Here is a 20,819-nt window from a genome sequence, read left to right as displayed (position 1 = left end):
CATGGCACAAAAAACAATGATCCAAGCAATCACAGATGCCTTAGCTCTTGAATTAGAGAAAGACGAAAACGTACTGATCTTCGGTGAAGACGTTGGTAAAAACGGCGGAGTTTTCCGTGCAACTGAAGGCTTACAAGAAAAATTTGGCGAAGACCGTGTCTTCGATACTCCTTTAGCAGAATCTGGAATCGGTGGTTTAGCTTTCGGTTTAGCTTTAGAAGGTTACCGTCCAGTTCCTGAAATCCAATTCTTTGGATTCGTATTCGAAGTCTTTGACGAAATCGTTGGTCAAATGGCTCGTACTCGTTACCGTATGGGTGGAACACGCAACATGCCTATTACTGTTCGTGCGCCATTTGGTGGTGGTGTACACACACCAGAACTTCACTCAGATAACTTAGAAGGATTGATTGCTCAATCTCCTGGTATCCGTGTTGTTATCCCATCAAATCCATATGATGCAAAAGGATTATTAATTTCTTCTATTAGAAGTAATGACCCAGTTGTTTATTTAGAACACATGAAACTATACCGCTCATTCCGTGAGGAAGTGCCGGATGAAGCATACGAAGTGCCTTTAGATAAAGCGGCTGTTACTCGTGAGGGTACGGATGTTTCTATCATCACTTACGGTGCAATGGTTCGTGAAGCAATCAAAGCTGCTGACAACTTAGCGAAAGACAATATTTCTGCTGAAATCATTGACTTACGTACTGTCGCTCCTTTAGATGTTGAAACAATCATTAAATCAGTTGAAAAAACTGGTCGCGTAGTTGTTGTTCAAGAAGCACAAAAACAAGCTGGCGTTGGTGCTATGGTTGTTTCTGAAATTTCTGAACGTGCAGTATTATCATTAGAAGCGCCAATTGGCCGAGTATCTGCTCCAGATACAATCTTCCCATTTGGACAAGCAGAAAACATTTGGTTGCCAAATGCTAAAGATATCGAAGCGAAAGCTAGAGAAATCGCAGAATTTTAATTAAAAACTGAATAAATTTGCTTTAAACGGCATGCCTGAATTTTCACGTGATATTTTTTCATGTGGAAATTTAGAGCTGTTGTTTTCAGTAATTTGCGAGTTAGACAGATACGATAAAGGAAGGGAAGGCTTAAAAAATGGCTTATCAATTTAAATTACCAGATATTGGTGAAGGTATTGCAGAAGGCGAAATCGTAAAATGGTTCGTTAAAGCAGGAGATACCATCAATGAAGATGATACATTATTAGAAGTTCAAAACGATAAATCTGTAGAAGAGATTCCATCTCCAGTTACAGGAACAGTTAAATCAATCGTAGTACCAGAAGGCACAGTAGCAAATGTTGGAGATGTATTGATCGAAATCGATGCACCAGGACATCCTGAAAATGATGCAGCACCAGCTGCTCCTGCTCAAGAACAAACGCCTGCTCAACCAGCAGCTACTCCAGAAGCACCAGCAGCTGATAATGGCGGTGGAGTATTCCAATTTAAATTACCAGATATCGGTGAAGGTATTGCAGAAGGCGAAATCGTAAAATGGTTCGTTAAATCAGGCGATACAATCAACGAAGATGATACTTTATTAGAAGTTCAAAACGACAAATCTGTTGAAGAAATCCCTTCACCAGTTACAGGAACAGTTAAAAACATCGTTGTTCCAGAAGGTACAGTAGCAAACGTTGGAGATGTATTGATCGAAATCGATGCACCAGGACATAACTCTGCACCAAGTTCAGTACCAGCAGCAAGTGCTCCTGCTCAAACAGAACAAGCAGCACCAGCACCTGCAGCGTCAACTGGCGTAGTAGCAGCGGCTGATCCAAACAAACGTGTCTTGGCTATGCCATCAGTACGTCAATTTGCTCGTGAAAAAGATGTAGACATCACACAAGTTGCACCAACTGGAAAAGGTGGACGTGTTACAAAAGCAGACATCGAAGCATTTATTTCAGGTGGCGGACAAGCAGCAGCACCAGCGCAAGCTGAACAAACTGCAGCAACACCACAAGCAACAGCTACAACTGAATCAGCAGCACCAAAAGCTCCTGCTAAACCGTTTGTTTCTGACTTAGGTGAAGCTGAAACTCGTGAGAAAATGACGCCAACTCGTAAAGCAATTGCTAAAGCGATGGTTAACAGCAAACATACTGCACCACACGTTACATTGCATGACGAAGTTGAAGTATCTAAATTATGGGATCACCGTAAGAAATTTAAAGATGTTGCAGCAGCAAATGGTACAAAATTAACATTCTTACCATACGTTGTGAAAGCATTGACAGCAACAGTTCAAAAATTCCCAATCTTGAATGCATCAATTGATGATGCAGCACAAGAAATCGTTTATAAAAACTACTATAACATTGGTATCGCAACAGATACTGATCATGGTTTATATGTACCAAACGTTAAAAATGCGAACACTAAGAGCATGTTTGCTATCGCTGATGAAATCAACGAAAAAGCAGCTCTTGCAATTGAAGGCAAATTAACTGGTGCGGATATGCGTGATGGTTCTATCACAATCAGTAATATTGGTTCAGTTGGCGGCGGCTGGTTCACACCAGTTATCAACTACCCTGAAGTTGCGATTTTAGGCGTTGGTACGATTGCTACTCAACCAGTTGTAAATGCAGATGGAGAGATCGTTGTTGGTCGTGTAATGAAACTTTCAATGAGTTTTGACCACCGTATTGTTGACGGAGCAACTGCTCAAAAAGCAATGAACAACATCAAGCGTTTATTAGCTGATCCAGAATTATTATTAATGGAAGGATGATTATCACATGGTAGTAGGAGATTTCGCCATTGAATTAGATACAGTCGTAATTGGTTCAGGCCCTGGAGGATACGTTGCAGCAATTCGTGCTGCTGAAATGGGTCAAAAAGTTGCGATCATTGAACGTGAGTTTATCGGCGGTGTATGTTTAAACGTTGGATGTATTCCTTCTAAAGCATTGATCGCAGCAGGACATCACTATCAAGAATCACTAGATTCAACAATGTTTGGTGTAACAACTAAAGGTGTAGAATTAGATTTTACAAAAACTCAAGATTGGAAAGATAACCAAGTTGTTAATTCATTAACAACTGGCGTTAGCTTCCTTATGAAAAAACATAAAATCGAAGTTATTGAAGGAGAAGCGTTCTTCGTTGATGAAAACACATTACGTGTGATCCACCCAGATTCAGCTCAAACTTACTCATTCAATAATGCAATCGTAGCAACAGGTTCTCGTCCAATCGAAATCCCAGGATTTAAATTTGGCGGACGTGTCTTAGATTCTACTGGCGGTTTGAACTTGAAAGAAGTACCTAAGAAATTTGTTATCATCGGTGGCGGTGTTATCGGTGCAGAATTAGGTGGCGCTTATGCTAACCTTGGTTCTGAAGTAACGATTTTAGAAGGCAGTCCTTCAATCTTACCAACGTATGAAAAAGACATGGTTAAACTAGTTACAGATGACTTCAAGAAGAAAAATGTAACAGTTGTAACCAAAGCGATGGCTAAAGAAGCAATCGACAACGGCGACAGCGTAACTGTAAAATATGAAGTAGACGGTAAAGAAGAATCAGTCACTGCTGACTATGTAATGGTAACAGTTGGACGTCGTCCAAACACTGATGATCTTGGTTTAGAACAAGCAGGTGTTGAAGTTGGTGAACGTGGTTTAGTTAAAGTGGACAAACAAGGTAGAACAAGCGTATCAAACATCTTCGCCATTGGTGATATCGTACCAGGCGCTGCTCTTGCTCATAAAGCAAGCTATGAAGCCAAAATTGCAGCAGAAGCAATTTCTGGTAAAAAAGTAGAAGTAGACTACAAAGCAATGCCTGCTGTAGCCTTTACTGATCCAGAATTAGCAAGCGTTGGTATGACAATTGCTGAAGCGAAAGAAGCGGGATTAGAAGCAACTGCTTACAAATTCCCATTCGCTGGTAACGGCCGTGCTATCTCTTTAGGTAAAACTGAAGGCTTCGTGCGCTTAGTAACAACAAATGAAGACAATGTGATCATCGGAGCACAAATCGGCGGAGTTGGCGCAAGTGATATGATTTCTGAATTATCATTAGCAGTTGAATCTGGCATGAATGCTGAAGATATCGCATTAACGATCCATCCACACCCATCTTTAGGGGAAATTACTATGGATGCTTCTGAGTTGGCTTTAGGTTTGCCAATTCATATTTAAATAGCATATTTGTCACACAAAGAAAGACCGAGCTAGCCAAGCTCGGTCTTTTGTTAGAGTGAAAAACACCCGCCAAGTTGTGATTCAACTACTTGGCAGGTGTTTTTTTACTATAACTTTTTTATATTTTGTTCAATTGTTGAAAGTTTACTGTAAAAACCATAAGCAGACAATATATATATAGTTGGAAGATATTGAATCAAATATCTGGATCGACCACCTTCAAATAGAAGAAGATACAAAAAAGCGCCTAAGATAGTTAATTTGAAAATAGCTAGTAAATAATCAGTATCTTCATTTTTTTCTTCTTTTTTTGTGGCGAATAGTAGACCTAGTAGAGTGACAATCCACATTAAGTGCATAAAAATGCGTACTGTTTTAACCTTTTCTCCTTGCTGATAATAAGTATCTCTTAGGAAAATTTGTATAGGATCATTCGATTTGACATATACTTGGGGATTTCCGTCTCTGCCCCAACCAAAGTCACCACGATCTGTATTGTTGAGATGCTTTTTCATTAAAAATTTTGTATATCCGATAAACCCATGATTTTTTAAGCGTGCAACAATTTCTTTATTTGCGTAGTTGATTTTATCTTGTTTTGAAGGGAGTGAATTTATAGTATCAGTATCTTCAACACTATAGCCACCAGAGCCTCTCACCCCCATCATTACAAAGTGCTGCCAAGGTTTAGCTTTACTTTTATCAATGATCACAAGTTTTTGATGATTCTCAAATGTATGAAACAGTTTGAGTGTTCCAGCAAAAGGCAGGAAAAAAAGCAGTGTAATCAATATTCCTTTTTTTAATTTAATTTTTCTATGTTCTGTTATTAATGTAATCAGCGAAACTAGGATGTATGCGATTAAAAAAACAATAGAAGAAGGTTTTAGTAGATAAGAGACGGCAGTCAAAATACCTAAAACAACAATTAAATGTTTTTTGTGATTTTTGATAACTAGAGAATAGAGCCAAAAAATAATACTAATGACTGGCAACATAATAATATCTGTATAAATAACTAACATCCAAGGTGACAAAGCTAATGGTATAAATGCTAGATAAAATGAAAGGTAGGCTACTTTTTTATTGAATAGATTTTTAGCTGCTAGAAAAATAAAAATAAAGCCGATATCCATAAAAATGGTGTTTACCAGTTGCCAAAACATCCAAGAATAACCTAAAGATTGATGAAAAAAATTCCCTATTTGACTTATAAAATACATTAAAAAGAAAAACAAGCTATTATTGGGATTACCTGATAAATAGATGCTGGCAATTGAATCTGGGGAATTTTTAATCAGCTCCGTTACGCTTGCGTGGATCCCATCTACATCCCAATCAAGTGGTACATGAATATAATATAAGATGATTACTTGTAAAAAAATCGTCAAAATAAAGAGCATCTTTGTAATTAGTTCTATATTTTTTTTGAAAAACTCGAAACATTGCTTGCTTTTTTTATTTAAATATAAACGGCTACTTTCTGAACAAAAGATAATAGCACTAATAAAAAGTAGGCATAACAAGAATACCCAGATTTTATCATTTATATTTGAGATATCTAACAGGCTACTTCTAAGTGCACCGTACAATGTGTAAAGAATTGAGCAGATGAATAGGTAGTGTAAGAGTGAAACTATTGTTTTTTTCATGTATAATCTCCTGATATGTTGAATTATTTCTGTTTATCTAATGATATATTAAGATTAACTATTTTTTATGATTTATCACTATTTATTCTATTATAAGACAATCAGAGCTATTAGGAAACTTTATATATAAAAGAAGTTCTAAACGTTAAGGAATGAGCCTAACGTTTAGAACTTCTAATTATTTTGTAAAATAATACTATTATTCTAATGATGCAATTCTTCGCCATCTTGTTCATCGATCCTATGGACCATTTCAAGTAATCCGCCATTACCTTCATCAATAATTCGTTTCACTCTAGAAATCGTTGTAGTGCTGCTGCCAGTAGCTTCCGCAATATCACTATAGGTTTTATTCAACAATAGTAACTTTGCAACTTCAAATCTCTGTATCATAGAATCCAATTCTTTTAATGTCATTAAGTCATCAAAATAATTGTAACAATCCTCCAATGTTTCTAAAGCTAATAGAGAGCGGAAAAACTCATCGCCGTGGCCGTCTTGTATCTTGTCGATTTTCATAAGTTCCTCCTAAATTTAAAAGCGGAACAAATCGTTTGATTCTGTAGAAAATTAGGAAATTGACTTTGAGACGCAAGTTGTCTCACTGCCAATTTATCTATTTTCCTAAGGATCGATTTGTGCAGCTATCTAATACAAATGATCAACACTTTCTTATGAAAGTCTTGTACTGTTCATCATCAACTTAAATTCTTTCGTTGTGATTCTCAGCAAAAGCGGAATGAGCCCGTTTAGTCTCGACTAGAAAATAGGAAAACATGACTGAGTTGCTTTTTGCCTCATTCAGGTTTTATCTTTTTCTCAAGAGACTGGCTCATACAGCTAGATAGTAACAACGTTTCGCGTCACTACACCTTGTACTTTTCAACATTAGTTCATAGTATTCAATGTGTTTCGTAGCAAGCATTTTTTATTATAAAACTTTTTTGTATTTTGTCCAGTAAATTGAATAAATAAATGTAAAAGGGTGAAGTAAAACTGATTTTCAGTTTTACTTCACCCTTTAGAAATAGACTAACTATTTTTTACTTAGAAAGTAGTTTCACTAAAGTGTATTGTTTTTTCCCTTTGCGAACAATAATGAATTTTCCGTCAAAACTGTGCTCTGCTGTAACAACAAAGTCCAACTCTTTAATACGATCACCATTGATCGAAATCGCACCGTTTGAGATGTCTTCTCTCGCTTGGCGTTTAGATGGTTCAATGCCAAGTTCGATCAACCAATCAACAAGGTTTTGATCAAGGGTTTCTGTTTCAACAGTAGGCATGTTTTTAAAGCCTTCTTCAATTTGTTTGGAAGTTAGATTTTTTACGTTACCTGAGAATAATGCTTCTGAGATTGCTAAAGCATCATTTAAATCTTCTTCACTATGAACAAATTTAGTCATTTCTGCGGCTAGTACGCGTTGTGCTTCACGTAAATGTGGTTCAGTTTCTACTTTAACTTCTAATGCATCGATTTCTTCTTTTGTTAAGAAGGTAAAGAATTTCAAGTATTTGATTACGTCACGGTCATCTTGGTTTACCCAGAATTGGTAGAACTCGTAAGGTGTTGTTTTTTCAGGATCTAACCAAACGGCACCGCCAGCTGTTTTCCCAAATTTTGTTCCATCCGCTTTTAGCATCAATGGAATCGTTAAACCAAAGGCTTTTGCATCAGCACCTTCTTTTTTACGAATCAAGTCAAGACCTGCTGTGATATTGCCCCACTGATCAGCGCCACCGATTTGCATGCGAACGTCGTTGTGTTGGAATAAGTGTAAAAAGTCCATTGATTGTAGAATTTGGTACGTGAACTCTGTAAATGAAATCCCTGTTTCTAAACGGCTTGCTACGATATCTTTGGCAAGCATTGTATTGATGTTGAAGAACTTACCGTAATCTCTTAAGAAATCCAACAAAGTAAGGTTGTGTGTCCAATCGTAGTTGTTCACTAAAGTTAGTGTGTTATCTGTGTCCACTGCAAATAATTTTTCCATTTGTCTTGTTAAAGAATCAACATTGTGCTGAACAGTTTCCATTGTTTGTAATTGACGTTCTGTTGTACGTCCACTCGGATCACCAATTGTACCAGTAGCCCCACCAATCAAAATAAATGGATGGTGTCCAAATGCTTGGAATCTTTTTAACATCATAAACGGAATCAAATGCCCGATATGCATACTGTCTCCTGTAGGGTCCACACCGCAATATAGTGAAATGCTATTGGTTTCAACGTATTCACGCAAACCTTCGCTATCTGTTTGTTGGTTGATGGCGCCACGCCACTCTAATTCATCAATAATGTTTGTCATGTCTCTTCTTCCTCTCCTAAATAAAATAAAAAACGCCCCATAGGCTCAATGCCTATGGGACGAACTTCGCCGTGTTACCACCCAAATTGTATACGAAAAACTCATATACCTCTCAAATCTGTATCGTAGATAGACGCCTACTTACGGTAGGAAACTAAAAGTGTAATTCACAAAAAATGTATATGCCAACTCTCACTATATGTTGACTCTCTGAAATAGGGACATTCTTGCTACTTCGCTTTATTAAAGTTTGATATGTGATTTTGTAGCAATTTTACGACAAATAAACCAACTTGTCAAATACTTCTTTTTTTCTTTTATTATTTTTAAATGAGCTCTTTCTCATATAATCGGACTTCACTTTAATCTAGGTTTTTCGAAAGACGGAAGGGTCAAATAGGATTTCTGACAATTGCGAACGACCTTTTTACAAAAAGCTGTTTTATGCGATTTTTTTCACATAAATGCTTTAGCGTAGCGCAGTGCTGACGCGCTGTATAGAGTGCATAAATCTTAAATAACGGGCTTTTTTTTTAATTCTACTCTTTTTGACTTGGGGCTAAAAGCTACCTATACTTTGGGAGTGATTTCACATGTGGGAAACAAAAAATAAATTTAATCAGGAGGTCAAATAGAAACATGAATAAGAAATTGTCATTATTTGGATTAATCGGAATTACCATGGCCTTTTTTGGAACGGTTCGTAGTGTTCCAACATTAGCGTCAACGGGATGGGCGCAAATTTTTTATATGTTGATCGCAGCTTGCTGCTTTGCCTTACCAATTGCTTTGATTTCAGCAGAACTTTCAACTGGCTGGCCAGAAGAGGGCGGACCGCAAGTCTGGGTTCGTAATGCGTTTGGTGAAAAATGGGGTTTTGTTACGTCTTGGTTATTATGGGTACAAATGTTTTTCGGAATGGTAATGGTTGCTTCAACTGTAGGTGTACTACTTGGTTACGTAATCGACCGTCCAGACCTTGGACATAATAATTTATTCATTTTTATCATGATCTTGATTTCTTATTGGGGCATTACACTATTGAACTTGAAATTTGATATGGTCAAAATTGCAGGTGACTGGGGTGCTGTGATCGGTGTTTATATTCCTTTTGTTGCTCTAGTTGTTTTAGGAATGATGTACATGGCAAAACACGGCATCAACCAAGAGAGTTACTTAGGTCATTTTGAAGCAAGTAAATTATTACCTGACTTTAGCGATTTAGGTAGTTTACCAACTTTGACAGGAATTATCTTCATTTTTGCTGGAGTAGAAATTTCATCTGTTCATGCAAACAATATCGATAATCCAAAACGGAATTATCCAATTGCTGTGATTGCTTCTGTTTTACTATTAGTTGTGTTTAACTTAGCAGCTGGTTTAAGTGTAGCAGATAGTGTACCAGCCGGAAAAATGGAACTTGCCAATATCACGCAACCATTTGTGATCATGACACAAGATCTTGGGATTCCAGCGATTTTCAATAATATCATTTCTTTGATGATTTTAGTGGGTGTATTAGTTCAATTGAGTGCGTGGGTTTTAGGTCCAAGTAAATCAATGATCAAAGTAGCAGAAGAAGGAAACTTACCACCATTCTTCCAAAAACGTAATGCAAAAGGAATTCCAATTGTGTTTGTTATGATCCAAGCGATCGTCATTTCACTTGTATCGTTCTTATATGTTGTTGTACCAGATATCAGTGCGGCATTTTTGATCATCACGATCACAACAACGATCCTTTATTGTGTCGTATATCTACTGATTTCACTTTCAGCGATCAAATTACGTTACAGTATGCCAACTGTGAAACGTCCATTTCGATTAGGAAGTAAAGGCAATGGTTTGATGTGGTTTGTTTCAGTACTAGCGATCGTGAGTGTGGTTGTTACGATTCTAGTCAGCTTGATTCCACCAACTTCAGTTCCTCAAAGTGGACATGTAGCTTATATTATTTTCCAAGTGGCGGCAACTGTTATTATGATCGGTATTGCATTGTTCATTTATAAGAGAAAGAAACCAGAATGGAAGAAAACAGATAAATAAGAAAGAACGATTAAAACTAAACTTTTTAGCATGATCAATTATGAAACTATTGGAGGAAAATATCATGAAAAATTTCAATACTGATGATACAAATTTAAAAGCATTATTTATAGGCGACAAAGGTGAAAACGTTGATTTATTCAAAGAGCTATTAAATAAAATGATCGATGAACATGTGGGCTGGAGACAAAATTACATGCCGCAAGATTTACCAGTGATTTCACCACAAGATAGAAGTTCTAAAAGTTTCCAAGAAACAGCAGACAACATGAGAAGTGTTTTCAATGTATTATCTTCTCGTTTACGTACCGAATCACTTCCATGGCACTCAGCAGGTCGTTTCTGGGGGCATATGAACGCTGAAACATTAATGCCATCAATTATCGCCTATACAACTGCAATGCTTTGGAACGGTAATAACGTGGCGTATGAGTCATCACCTGCAACGTCACAAATGGAAGAAGAAGTTGGGTTAGAATTTGCTACATTGATGGGTTATGAAGATGGCTGGGGTCATATTGCGGCTGATGGTTCGATCGCAAACTTAGAAGGTCTATGGTATGCCCGCAATATGAAATCTTTACCATTTGCTATCCAAGCTGTAGTACCAGAAATGGTTGCTGGGAAATCAGATTGGGAATTATTGAATATGTCAACAACAGAAGTCTTAGATATTTTAGATCAAGTACAAGACCACTTTGACGAAATCAAAGCTCAATCAGCCCGTAGTGGTAAGAACTTAGACAAATTAGGTAAATGGATCGTTCCTCAAACAAAACATTATTCATGGTTGAAAGCTGCTGACATCATTGGGATTGGTTTAGATCAAGTTATCGCTGGTGAAGTAAACAGTGAATATCGTATGGATATTGATAAATTAGAAGTACAAATCCGTGATTTAGCTGCACAAGGAATTCCGACTCTTGGAGTCGTTGGTGTGGTTGGTTCAACAGAAGAAGGACAAGTCGATCGTATCGATCAAATCATTGCGCTACGTGATAAATTAGCCAAAGAAGGCATCTATTTCTACGTACACGTTGATGCAGCATACGGTGGTTACGGACGTTCAATCTTCTTAGACGAAAACGATCAATTTATCGAATGGGATAAAATCGAAGAAGTTTATGCCAAACATAACATCTTCCAAGAGAAAAATGATTGGTTGACAAGAGAAGTTTATGACTCTTTCAAAGCAATCGAACAAGCTGAATCTGTCACGATCGATCCACATAAAATGGGCTATATCCCTTATTCAGCTGGTGGTGTTGTCATCAAAGACATCCGTATGCGTGACGTGATTTCTTATTTTGCAACTTATGTATTTGAAAAAGGCGCAGATATTCCAGCTTTACTTGGCGCATATATTCTTGAAGGCTCTAAAGCTGGTGCAACGGCTGCAGCTGTTTGGACAGCACATAAAGTCTTGCCGCTTAACGTAACAGGTTACGGTAAATTGATGGGCGCAAGTATTGAAGGAGCATATCATTTCTATCACTTTATCGACGGATTAGAATTCAAAGTCGGCGATAAAACAATCGAAATCCATGCTTTAACAAAACCAGATTTTAATATGGTGGACTATGTATTCAATGAAAAAGGCAATACTGATCTTGTGAAAATGAACAAATTAAACCACGATTTCTATGACTATGCTTCATACGCAAAAGGTGGATTATATAACAACGAATTCATTACATCTCATACAGATTTTGCTATCGAAGAATACGGCCACAGCCCATTTGAATTTGTAAACAGCTTAGGATTCTCTCGTGCTGAATGGGAACGTGCGGACAAAGTAACGATCTTACGTGCTGCTGGTATGTCACCATACATGAATGATAAAGAAGTGTTTGACGAATATGCAGAAAAAATCAAAACAGCGATCCAAGAAAAATTAGAAGCAATCTACGCTGAATAAACGATTGTAAATTGACCACTGTGGGTGTGACAAAGCGAAAAATTTGCTTTGTCACAGCTGCAGCTTTTCTATAAAAAATAAATGAAAGAAAATGAATAAGAACATTCATCGACTTTCTACGAAAAATGTGAGGAACAATGTATGAAAAAATATCAAGTGAATTTTAATGAAGCTGTTTTCTTATTAGTAACATTGCTGTTGATGATCGGTATTAGTATTATTGGTTTTGGTATTCCGGCTCATGTTGCGATCTTGATTGCGATTGGTTATTTACTTTTGTTTGCGGTGTATAAGAAATTTTCTTGGGATTTCATCCATGACGCTCTGATTGATGGTGTTTCTTCTGGTATTATTCCAATGTTGATTTTTATTTTGATTGGTGCGTTGATCAGTGTTTGGATTGCAGCAGGAACGATTCCAACGATCATGGTTTTAGGTTTTTCATTCTTATCAGTGAAATTTTTTATTCCGACTGTTTTTATGGTTTGTGGGATAGTAGGCGGCGCTGTTGGTAGCTCTTTTACAACGATTTCAACGATTGGGATTGCTTTTTTAGGAATGGGTAGTTTAATTGGGATCGACCCTGCACTGACAACAGGTGCAATCGTTTCGGGGGCTTTTTTGGGCAACACGATTTCACCACTTTCAGATACAGTAAATTTAGCCGCAGCGATTTCAGAAGTTGATTTATTTGAACATTTGAAAAATACATATAAAACAGCAATTCCAGCAGCGGTACTTTCGTTTGGCTACTTTTTAGTTATGGGATTGCGCTATGGTGGTGCCTTAGATAGCACAAGTATTCACGATATCGTCAATACTTTAAATAACAATTTTACGATTTCTTTGATTGAACTGATTCCGTTGGCAATTTTGTTTGTCTGTGCTTGGAAAAAAATTCCAGCCATTCCTACATTACTGTTGAGTATCTGTGCCTCACTCATGTTGATGTTTTTTACGAATGCACACTTTTCATTCGTAGAAACAGCCGATATGATCCAAAATGGTTTTGTTTCTCACACTGGTAACGCACAAGTAGATGAGCTACTTTCTAGAGGTGGGATTCAAAGTATGATGTGGTCAGTATCGTTGATTATTTTGGCCCTAGCTTTAGGCGGATTATTAGTGAAAATGGAAATTATCGACTGTTTGCTTCAACGTTTTGAATCAGTAATCAATTCTCGACACAAATTGATTTTTCTTACAATGATGAGCTCTATCGGAATCAATGTATTGATCGGTGAACAGTATCTTTCGATCATTTTACCTGGAAAATCCTTTATCAATAAATTCAAAGAAAAGAACGTTCCGTTGACCCAGTTATCTAGAGGCTTGAATGATGCAGGTTCAGTGGTGAATCCATTGATTCCGTGGGGTGTGAGCGGTGTGTTTATTTCAGGAACGTTAGGTATTGCAACAATCAATTATCTGCCTTATGCGGTATTTTGTTATGTTTTACCGATCTTGTCATTTTTAGTTACGTTGAGTAGCAAAAAGAAATCAATAAAAGGCTAAATAAAAAATACAACATTATTCTTTTACGAGAATAGGTTGTATTTTTTTGTTTAATTGTTGGCTACTCACCAAAAGTTTTCAGTCCTTGATCATATAAGTAATCGTCGATCTCTGAAATCGTCAAGCCATGAGTGATACCATAAATCACTACAGCATCCCAAGGGTGTTTAGGGTAGAGTTGGGCATAGCTGGTTTTTTTCATCAAATCATTGGTTTCCTCTAAGTCCAAATTTAAGCCGATTGCTAAAGCAACCATTTTTTCTCTAGAAGGATTTCTTTTCCCGTCGAAATACTGATAGCCTGTCGCTTCAGTAATTCCAGCTTTTTTTAATACCGTACTTTTTGTCAACTGCTTATCGATCAGCAACCGATTTAAGTAATCTTTCAAGGTTTTGTCAATTGTATAATCCTGAGTTTCAGACAGAGCAGTTTGAAAATTTTCAGCTTTTTTTAATGAGTGAAGTAATGTATCTGTATCTTTTTCTTGCATGCCAAGGTCTCCTATATTTAAAATATCCTATTGCTATTATACATGGTTTTTCATTAAGAGCGGACGTATTTTATTGATTTATTTGTTATAATTAAAAAAGTAAACAAAAATTGGAGTGTAAAAATGGGAAACATAAATAATTCAGGTCCATTTTCGTATAAAGAAATTGAACCGCTAACAGATAAAGCCAATGGGCCGCTCCTTGTAAGGAAAAATGATACAAAGGAGTTTTTTGTAAAAAAATGTTATCCGCTTTATTTAGCGGATAACTTGACCACACTACAACAAATCAAGCAAACTAATTTACCTAAAGTTCAGGAAGTTCTGATTGAAGGGGATCAACTTTATCTATACGAAGAATTTATTCACGGTAAAACATTGACAGAAGTCATTAGCTCTTCAGAAGTGATAGAAACAGAAACAATTTTAAAGATGACACTTTCGTTATTAGATGCCTTAATAGCTCTTCATGATAAAGGATTAGTTCATCGTGATGTGAAACCCGGGAATATTATGTTGACCAATGACGGTATGCTAAAATTGATCGATTTTGATGCGGTGCGGGTATTTGATGGCGCGAAAGACACGGATACGATTCAGCTAGGAACAGTTGGATTTGCTTCACCTGAACAATTTGGATTTGCTGAATCAGATGCAAGAAGTGATCTTTATTCGGTAGGGGTAGTAATCAATATTTGTTCGGTCAAAGAATATCCTAAAAATAAGCTAAGTTCGGATCCTTTTCTACGCGAAATTATTTTGAAGGCGACACGGTTTGATCCTAAAGATCGTTATCAGTCAGCAGTAGAAATGAAAACAGTGGTTAGAGAAAAATGGAAGCAATGGGTAAATGAAACGCATCATAATGAAGACAGGCTTGTTTTGGATAACCGAGAAAACAAGAATGAGAAGACTGATATGGATGAACTAAATAACGTTAAAACGCCTATTAGGTCATTCTTAAAAAAATATGTACCAGGATTTCGTACAGACCAGCCGTGGAAGATGACATTGGCGATTATTTATTATGTTCTTATGTTAATGGGACTACCAGGAATGGTCTATGAGGCAACTTCAATGACTGAAAAATTATTACGGACAATCGAAGGCTTTACTATATTTGTTTTGCCTGTGTTGTTACTTACTAACTTTATGAACTTTCATGAAAAAATACCTTTGCTTCATTCAAAAAAACTGATTTTGCGAGGACTTGGTTATGGTTTATTAGCTGTTGGCTGGCTGATTTTTTTTTGGTTATATCTTCTAGTGACCAATGGTGGAGCGAAAAGGTAGTTGACCGACTATCTACTTATCACTATGCAAAATGCATAAGATTCTTCTTTGATTATTCAGTAGTATAAATGTGTACTAACGGACTAAATAACAAAGGAGACAAAAAAATGAACGTGAAGAAAATTATTTTGATCGGTGTCGGTGTTTTAGTAGTAGGTGGTGTTCTAGCTAATATGGGTTCTGATTCTAAAGAAGATACAACGAAAAAAAAAGAGGCAACGACAAGTAAGGTTACTAAAAAACAAGAATCAGAAGTTCCTGCTGAAACAGATGCTGGTGATTTAGGAGATTATCACGTTGCTATCAAGGAACTATCGTTTGCAAAAGATTACAACGGAGAAGACGTAGGTGTGATCGATTATGAATTTACGAATAACAGCGATAAAAATGCAATGTTTTTAACGTCGATCACAACGAAGGCTTTTCAAAATGGTATTGCGTTGCAGTTAGCAATTATGTCAGAATCTGGGTATGTAGATTCAATGACTGAGATTCAACCAGGAGCAACACTGAATTTAAAAGTTCCTTATAAGTTAACGGACATGACAACACCAGTATCGGTTGAAGCAACGAAATTATTCAGTGATAAAGTGAAATTGACAAAAGAGTTTATCTTACAGTAATTTGAAATCTTCAAAAGGGTTGAACAAAGGTGGTTCAGCTAGCATTTTTCTCAGTAGAAAATGACTAGTTTTTAGCTTCAAAGGGAGCAAAGGAATTGGATAATATTCCTTATATATGGCCGTGTATTGGGTTTATTGGAACAGGTAGCTAGTTAAGATAGAGTTATTTGGTCCGAAATCAATTAGTCTTTGCTGCCTGACTGATTTTCCAAATACGAAAACAGCCAAAGCCACAAGAAAGTGAACGTCTGGATTATCTCCAGTCGTTCACTTTCTTTTTTTATTCATTTGACGAATTAGGGAGTTTATCGATGTCGGAATGGATTGGTTTAACTTTTAAGATATCTAAAAAGAAAGTGAAAATTGGAATGCCGACAATCAATCCCCAAACACCGAATAGTCGCTCGCTGATCAATAAAATGACGAAGGTATAAAAAATCGGTAAATCTGTTTTACTAGACATAAATTTAGGGTTCAATACATAAGACTCGAGTAAATGGACAACAATAATGACGACTAAAATATAGATAACATCATTGATGCCGCCTTCAGAATAAGCAATAAAACTTAGTGGAATACAAGAAATGATCACACCTGCAACGGGAATCAAACTCAAAATAAAAATCATGATTGCTAAACTTGGTAATTGAGTAAAACCGATCAAAGCCAGACAAACCGTTGTAATACCAGTATTAACAACAGCAATAAAAAATTGAGCTTCCATCACGACGCCAAAGGTATTCACAAACTTATCTGCAAAGAAGTAAATATCTTGAAAGAACCAGTCAAAATCACTCTTTAAAAATAACTTAGAAAATTCTGCCATTTGTTTTTTCTCGATCATAAAAAAGAAACTTAAAATAAAAGAGAGGACAAAGGAAAGTCCAATAGAACCGATATCTTGAATATAACGTAAGAGCGTACTTGCACCATTTTGAATTTGGGTCATCAAGTTAGATTTTTCTATATATTCATTAATTATCATCAATAATTGATTGTGACTATCAGTTGGATTTTGATAAAAATGTACAACAGAATTATACGTTTGGACTGTTTGATGAATCAGAACTGGCACATATTTTGTTATAGCCAGATAAACTAAAAAGACAATCAAAGAATAGGTTGCTAAAACAAGTATGAGCGACGGTATTTTTAAAAAACGCTGAACAAATTTTACGAAATGAAGTGCTAAAAACGTAAAAATAAAAGTTAATAAAATCATTGTGATCATGCTTCTAGCTAAAAATAAAATAAAGATAACAACAGCTAAAACGAAAAAACGTCTTAATCGCTCATTTTGAATAAACTTTTCATAAATCGACATGGCTTTCACTCCTTGTAATGAATGATTTGTATCCTTTACATATAAGGGAACAAATCAATAAGAGCAAAGACTCACCTTATACTCTTAATAATAGTACATATTAAGATAACTATAATGCTTTTTTGCATATTAAGATAGCAGTTTCCTTTATAATTCTAAAAAAATTATTTTTTATCAGTCAAAAATTTAAAAAGTTGTTCCCCTTTACAAAAGGAACGTATGTTCGTATAATTGGTTATGAAATAAACCAAGGAGAGGGTTACTATGTTTTTTGATTATGAAAAAGAACCTAGAAGAGTGATTTTTTGTATTGATGTAAAATCCTTCTATGCTTCAGTTGAGTGTGTCGCTAGAGAGTACGATCCGATGGAAAAAATGTTGGTCGTGATGAGTCATGCTGAAAATACTGGTGGCTTAGTTTTAGCTTCTTCTCCGAAAGCCAAAGAAGTCCTTGGCATCACGAATGTAACACGCAAATATGATGTACCAAATCACCCAGATCTAGTGATTGTCCCGCCACGAATGAATGAGTATATCAAGGAAAACATGAAAATCAATGCAATTTATAAGGAATATGTAGCAGAAGAAGACTTACATATTTATTCGATCGATGAATCGTTTTTAGATGTGACAGCTAGTTGGAGATTGTTTGGACAAACACCCATGGCACTAGCACAAATCATCCAGCAAAGAATCAAAAAAGAAACTGGCTTGTCGATTACGATCGGGATTGGTGATAATCCTTTGTTAGCCAAATTAGCTATGGATATTGAAGCTAAGCACAATGAGCAACGAGTAGCTGAATGGCATTATGAGAATGTTTCTGAAAAAGTTTGGACAATCGATCCCATGACTGAAATGTGGGGAATAGGTCAGCGACTGGCGAAACGCTTAAATAATCTGGGGATTCGTTCCATTTACGATTTGGCTCATGCTGATTTGAATAGTCTTAAAAGAAACCTAGGAATCATCGGAGAACAGTTGTATGCTCATGCGCACGGCATCGATCGAAGCCGCTTATCCGAAAAATATATCCCAGAAGAACGATCATACAATAATTCTCAGATTTTGATGCGAGATTACTTGAGACAAGATGAGATTGAAGTTGTGATCCGGGAAATGGCAGAGCAAGTGGCAGCTAGACTGAGGAAAGCGCATTGTCAGACTGAATGTGTTCATTTATCTATCGGATTTTCAAGAGCTAGTAAGGCAGGGGGCACAGGATTTTCAAGGCAAATGAAAGTCCCGCTGACGAATAGCAGTAAAGTATTGATTGAATACTGTCTAATGATATTTAGACAGCACTGGCACGGTGAGGAAGTACGACATATTGGGATTACTTATTCCAAACTGAATTATAATACTTATGTACAACTGGATTTATTTCATGAGCCGGATGAACAATTAAAAGAACTAAAGTTAGATCAGCTGATTGATGAGATTCGTCAACGTTTTGGCTATGTTTCGCTGGTTCATGCAAGTTCAGTTTCATCTGGCGGTACAGCAATTTCAAGAGCATCATTAGTTGGTGGACACGCTGGGGGAATGGAGGGCTTGCAATGAGCAAGGAACGGGATTACTATTTTGAACAGTACCAAGATCGAAAAATGAAGAAATGGGCAGGCTTTTATTTATCTGAACATACGGCAATCATTGAACAAGAGAAAAAAAGACAGCCAGCTGAAAAAAAGAGTCAAATGAGTTGGCTGGAGATTGATGAAGTATTAGCTCTAGCTTTTCAAAATCAAGTTGAAGTGAACATTCAAAAAGAAGAATTGGATAGTGAAGGGAATTACGGAGCGGATATTATTGGAAAGATTCAGGGACATGATGAATTAGGAATTTATGTAGATGGTCATAAGATTGGTTATGATGAGATTCGTCACGTACAGCTTCATTAAAGAAAAACGAGGTTGAGGCAAAAGCACCTAGCTCCCAGAAATAAGAAGGAATTCACGAAAATTATTCTTCAAATTTTGTGAATTTCGGCTTATTTCCGAAGGAGCTGCTTTTTTTCCACCGTTTTTTGATTTTAGGTAGTAGGAACTAGGAAAAACTCAGCTAATGCTAAGAGAATCATCATCAAAGCAATCAACCCACATATAATCATGTGACGTCGTTTGTGCATCATTACGATCGCGATAAACTCTCTTAAAAAAGCATTTGGCAAGAAATAAAGAGCAGTTTTGGCTCCAATACCATCTGCTTTCAGATTAGCCATTTTGGCAAAAAGACCCGCACGAAATAAGTGAAAATTATTAGTAGTAAAAATCGCATGAAAGTCTGTCCCGCCAAAAGTTGCTTCCATGATTTCTTTAGAGAATTTCATATTTTCTAAAGTATTTTTTGAATTTGTTTCAACTAAAATATCCTCTTCAGGAATACCTTTTTCAATGGCATAATGTTTCATGGCAAGACTTTCTGCAATATGTTCATCATCACCTTTTCCGCCGGACATAAGGATTTTAGGTGAATTCAAAGTAGCCCGGGTTTGGGCTTTATAAAATTGAATTGCCTTTTCGATCCGTTTTCCTAAAAGTGGCGGGACTGTTTTCCCATCAATTAAACCAGAGCCTAAAACAATAATAAAATCTTGCTCATATTTTGGCTGATTAAACTGATAAATCATCGAAATCGTTAAAAAATTGTAAAAAACAACGGAAAAATAGAACATAGATAAAGGTAAAATACCAAATAATAAAGATGCCCAAGATGGTAAAACTCGAGAGGAATAATAATTAACGATCAAAAAGACTGTCAAGCCAATCGCTAAAAGCAAAGTCAATAGGTTGGCTAAAGAATGACCTTCTTTACGCATCACAACGATAGCATTCCAATACAAGAAAACAACTAAGGCATAAAGTCCGATAAATAGAAGCAACAACAAGAAAATACCAGTGATCCCTGCTAAAATGAGCAATACTGGATCTGTTGTTCTAACCAGTAAAGAACCCAAATAGGTCATACCAATAACTAGAAATAAATTAAATACTAACCCATTTACCAATCTGCGTTTTTCTTTAAAATAACAAAAAAGAAAAAGTAGTAGAAAAAATGACGGAATCAAAAAGTAGTACGTATGAAGCCGTACTTCTAAATGAATGACATAGACAATAAAACAAATTGAAAACCAAAGCAACTCATAAAATTTCCAATCTTGGTTTACCTTTTTTTGGCGCCATTTCGGGATCATGAATACGCCGATAAGATAAATAATACCAATAAAAATACTAAAATAATTCCCCATAATAGAACTCCTTCAATAAATGATTTCCATCTTAGTATAACGAAAAATGAGAGAAAAAAATACTATAAGGCCTAATTAGATATCTTGATTGTTGCCGTAAAAAATAGACGTGAGTGAGACAAAAACTAAAAATCGGTTTTGTTTCGGACCTTAAATCCAAAGAAATGGCGAGAAAAAAGCAACTCCTTCGGCTTAGTACTTGGAGTTGAACGCTTTTGTCTC

General features: G+C 36.3%; 16 protein-coding genes and 1 other annotated feature. Of the genes, 10 read left to right on the top strand and 6 right to left on the bottom strand.

All coding sequences use genetic code 11. The features are described 5' to 3' along the window. Nucleotide 1: 1 nt before the first annotated feature. The 3 genes from AC4BB7_RS11665 to lpdA all read left to right on the top strand — a co-directional run bounded on the left by AC4BB7_RS11665 (nucleotide 2) and on the right by lpdA (nucleotide 4,174). Nucleotides 2-979 (top strand): alpha-ketoacid dehydrogenase subunit beta, encoded by a 978-nt coding sequence (locus AC4BB7_RS11665; RefSeq protein WP_086313674.1) that lies wholly within the window; start codon nucleotides 2-4, stop codon nucleotides 977-979. A gap of 137 nt (nucleotides 980-1,116) precedes the next feature. Then, on the top strand, nucleotides 1,117-2,760 hold the full coding sequence (locus tag AC4BB7_RS11660) for a dihydrolipoyllysine-residue acetyltransferase (RefSeq protein WP_086313673.1): 1,644 nt from the start codon (nucleotides 1,117-1,119) through the stop codon (nucleotides 2,758-2,760). A 7-nt stretch (nucleotides 2,761-2,767) separates the two neighbouring features. Further along, nucleotides 2,768-4,174 carry a dihydrolipoyl dehydrogenase gene (gene lpdA / locus AC4BB7_RS11655; protein ID WP_490483124.1) on the top strand — a complete coding sequence of 469 codons (1,407 nt, stop codon included), beginning with the start codon at nucleotides 2,768-2,770 and terminating at the stop codon, nucleotides 4,172-4,174. 110 nt (nucleotides 4,175-4,284) lie between these two features. On the opposite strand, the gene AC4BB7_RS11650 is transcribed toward lpdA, so the two are convergent. The 3 genes from AC4BB7_RS11650 to tyrS all read right to left on the bottom strand — a co-directional run bounded on the left by AC4BB7_RS11650 (nucleotide 4,285) and on the right by tyrS (nucleotide 8,141). Beyond that, the gene (locus AC4BB7_RS11650) at nucleotides 4,285-5,829 is read right to left on the bottom strand and encodes a glycosyltransferase family 39 protein (RefSeq protein ID WP_490483123.1); all 1,545 of its coding nucleotides are present in this window, start codon (nucleotides 5,827-5,829) and stop codon (nucleotides 4,285-4,287) included. Between the two features lie 204 nt (nucleotides 5,830-6,033). Next, nucleotides 6,034-6,348: a YerC/YecD family TrpR-related protein gene (locus AC4BB7_RS11645; protein ID WP_086313671.1), complete on the bottom strand. Its 315-nt coding sequence runs from the start codon at nucleotides 6,346-6,348 to the stop codon at nucleotides 6,034-6,036. A 524-nt stretch (nucleotides 6,349-6,872) separates the two neighbouring features. Continuing rightward, the gene (gene tyrS / locus AC4BB7_RS11640; RefSeq protein ID WP_490483122.1) at nucleotides 6,873-8,141 is read right to left on the bottom strand and encodes a tyrosine--tRNA ligase; all 1,269 of its coding nucleotides are present in this window, start codon (nucleotides 8,139-8,141) and stop codon (nucleotides 6,873-6,875) included. Between the two features lie 52 nt (nucleotides 8,142-8,193). After that, nucleotides 8,194-8,397 (bottom strand) — a binding site (T-box leader). A 383-nt stretch (nucleotides 8,398-8,780) separates the two neighbouring features. On the opposite strand from tyrS, the gene tyrP reads away from it, so the two are divergent. The 3 genes from tyrP to nhaC all read left to right on the top strand — a co-directional run bounded on the left by tyrP (nucleotide 8,781) and on the right by nhaC (nucleotide 13,620). Next, complete coding sequence (gene tyrP / locus AC4BB7_RS11635; RefSeq protein WP_086313669.1) at nucleotides 8,781-10,187, top strand: tyrosine-tyramine antiporter; 1,407 nt, start codon at nucleotides 8,781-8,783, stop codon at nucleotides 10,185-10,187. 64 nt (nucleotides 10,188-10,251) lie between these two features. Beyond that, entirely contained in the window at nucleotides 10,252-12,105 is a 1,854-nt protein-coding gene (gene tdc / locus AC4BB7_RS11630) for a tyrosine decarboxylase (protein ID WP_490483121.1), read from the top strand. Nucleotides 12,106-12,246: 141 nt separating this feature from the next. Beyond that, nucleotides 12,247-13,620, top strand: a complete 1,374-nt coding sequence (nhaC, locus tag AC4BB7_RS11625) for a Na+/H+ antiporter NhaC (RefSeq protein ID WP_490483120.1) — start codon at nucleotides 12,247-12,249, stop codon at nucleotides 13,618-13,620. 61 nt (nucleotides 13,621-13,681) lie between these two features. On the opposite strand, the gene AC4BB7_RS11620 is transcribed toward nhaC, so the two are convergent. Continuing rightward, a complete protein-coding gene (locus AC4BB7_RS11620) occupies nucleotides 13,682-14,110 on the bottom strand; it encodes a helix-turn-helix domain-containing protein (protein WP_490483119.1) in 429 nt (142 codons plus the stop codon). Between the two features lie 123 nt (nucleotides 14,111-14,233). Between AC4BB7_RS11620 and AC4BB7_RS11615 the strand changes: the two genes are divergently transcribed. Both AC4BB7_RS11615 and AC4BB7_RS11610 read left to right on the top strand, forming a co-directional pair. Then, nucleotides 14,234-15,403, top strand: coding sequence for a serine/threonine-protein kinase (locus tag AC4BB7_RS11615; protein ID WP_490483118.1), 1,170 nt, complete (start codon nucleotides 14,234-14,236; stop codon nucleotides 15,401-15,403). A gap of 107 nt (nucleotides 15,404-15,510) precedes the next feature. Next, complete coding sequence (locus AC4BB7_RS11610; RefSeq protein ID WP_086313664.1) at nucleotides 15,511-16,026, top strand: DUF5067 domain-containing protein; 516 nt, start codon at nucleotides 15,511-15,513, stop codon at nucleotides 16,024-16,026. A gap of 280 nt (nucleotides 16,027-16,306) precedes the next feature. Here the strand turns inward: AC4BB7_RS11610 and AC4BB7_RS11605 are convergent, their stop codons facing one another. Beyond that, complete coding sequence (locus AC4BB7_RS11605) at nucleotides 16,307-17,350, bottom strand: AI-2E family transporter (protein ID WP_490483117.1); 1,044 nt, start codon at nucleotides 17,348-17,350, stop codon at nucleotides 16,307-16,309. 264 nt (nucleotides 17,351-17,614) lie between these two features. Here AC4BB7_RS11605 and AC4BB7_RS11600 point away from each other — a divergent pair, with 264 nt between their 5' ends. Then, nucleotides 17,615-18,913 carry a Y-family DNA polymerase gene (locus AC4BB7_RS11600; protein ID WP_086313662.1) on the top strand — a complete coding sequence of 433 codons (1,299 nt, stop codon included), beginning with the start codon at nucleotides 17,615-17,617 and terminating at the stop codon, nucleotides 18,911-18,913. Further along, nucleotides 18,910-19,251 (top strand): hypothetical protein, encoded by a 342-nt coding sequence (locus AC4BB7_RS11595; RefSeq protein ID WP_086313661.1) that lies wholly within the window; start codon nucleotides 18,910-18,912, stop codon nucleotides 19,249-19,251. The genes AC4BB7_RS11600 and AC4BB7_RS11595 overlap by 4 nt, the downstream gene beginning before the upstream one ends. A gap of 131 nt (nucleotides 19,252-19,382) precedes the next feature. On the opposite strand, the gene AC4BB7_RS11590 is transcribed toward AC4BB7_RS11595, so the two are convergent. After that, on the bottom strand, nucleotides 19,383-20,597 hold the full coding sequence (locus AC4BB7_RS11590) for a YdcF family protein (RefSeq protein ID WP_490483116.1): 1,215 nt from the start codon (nucleotides 20,595-20,597) through the stop codon (nucleotides 19,383-19,385). Nucleotides 20,598-20,819: the final 222 nt, after the last annotated feature.

The organism is Enterococcus sp. AAFC-DPL-5182 (assembly GCF_058216605.1).
This window is presented reverse-complemented; position numbering and strand designations above follow the sequence as displayed.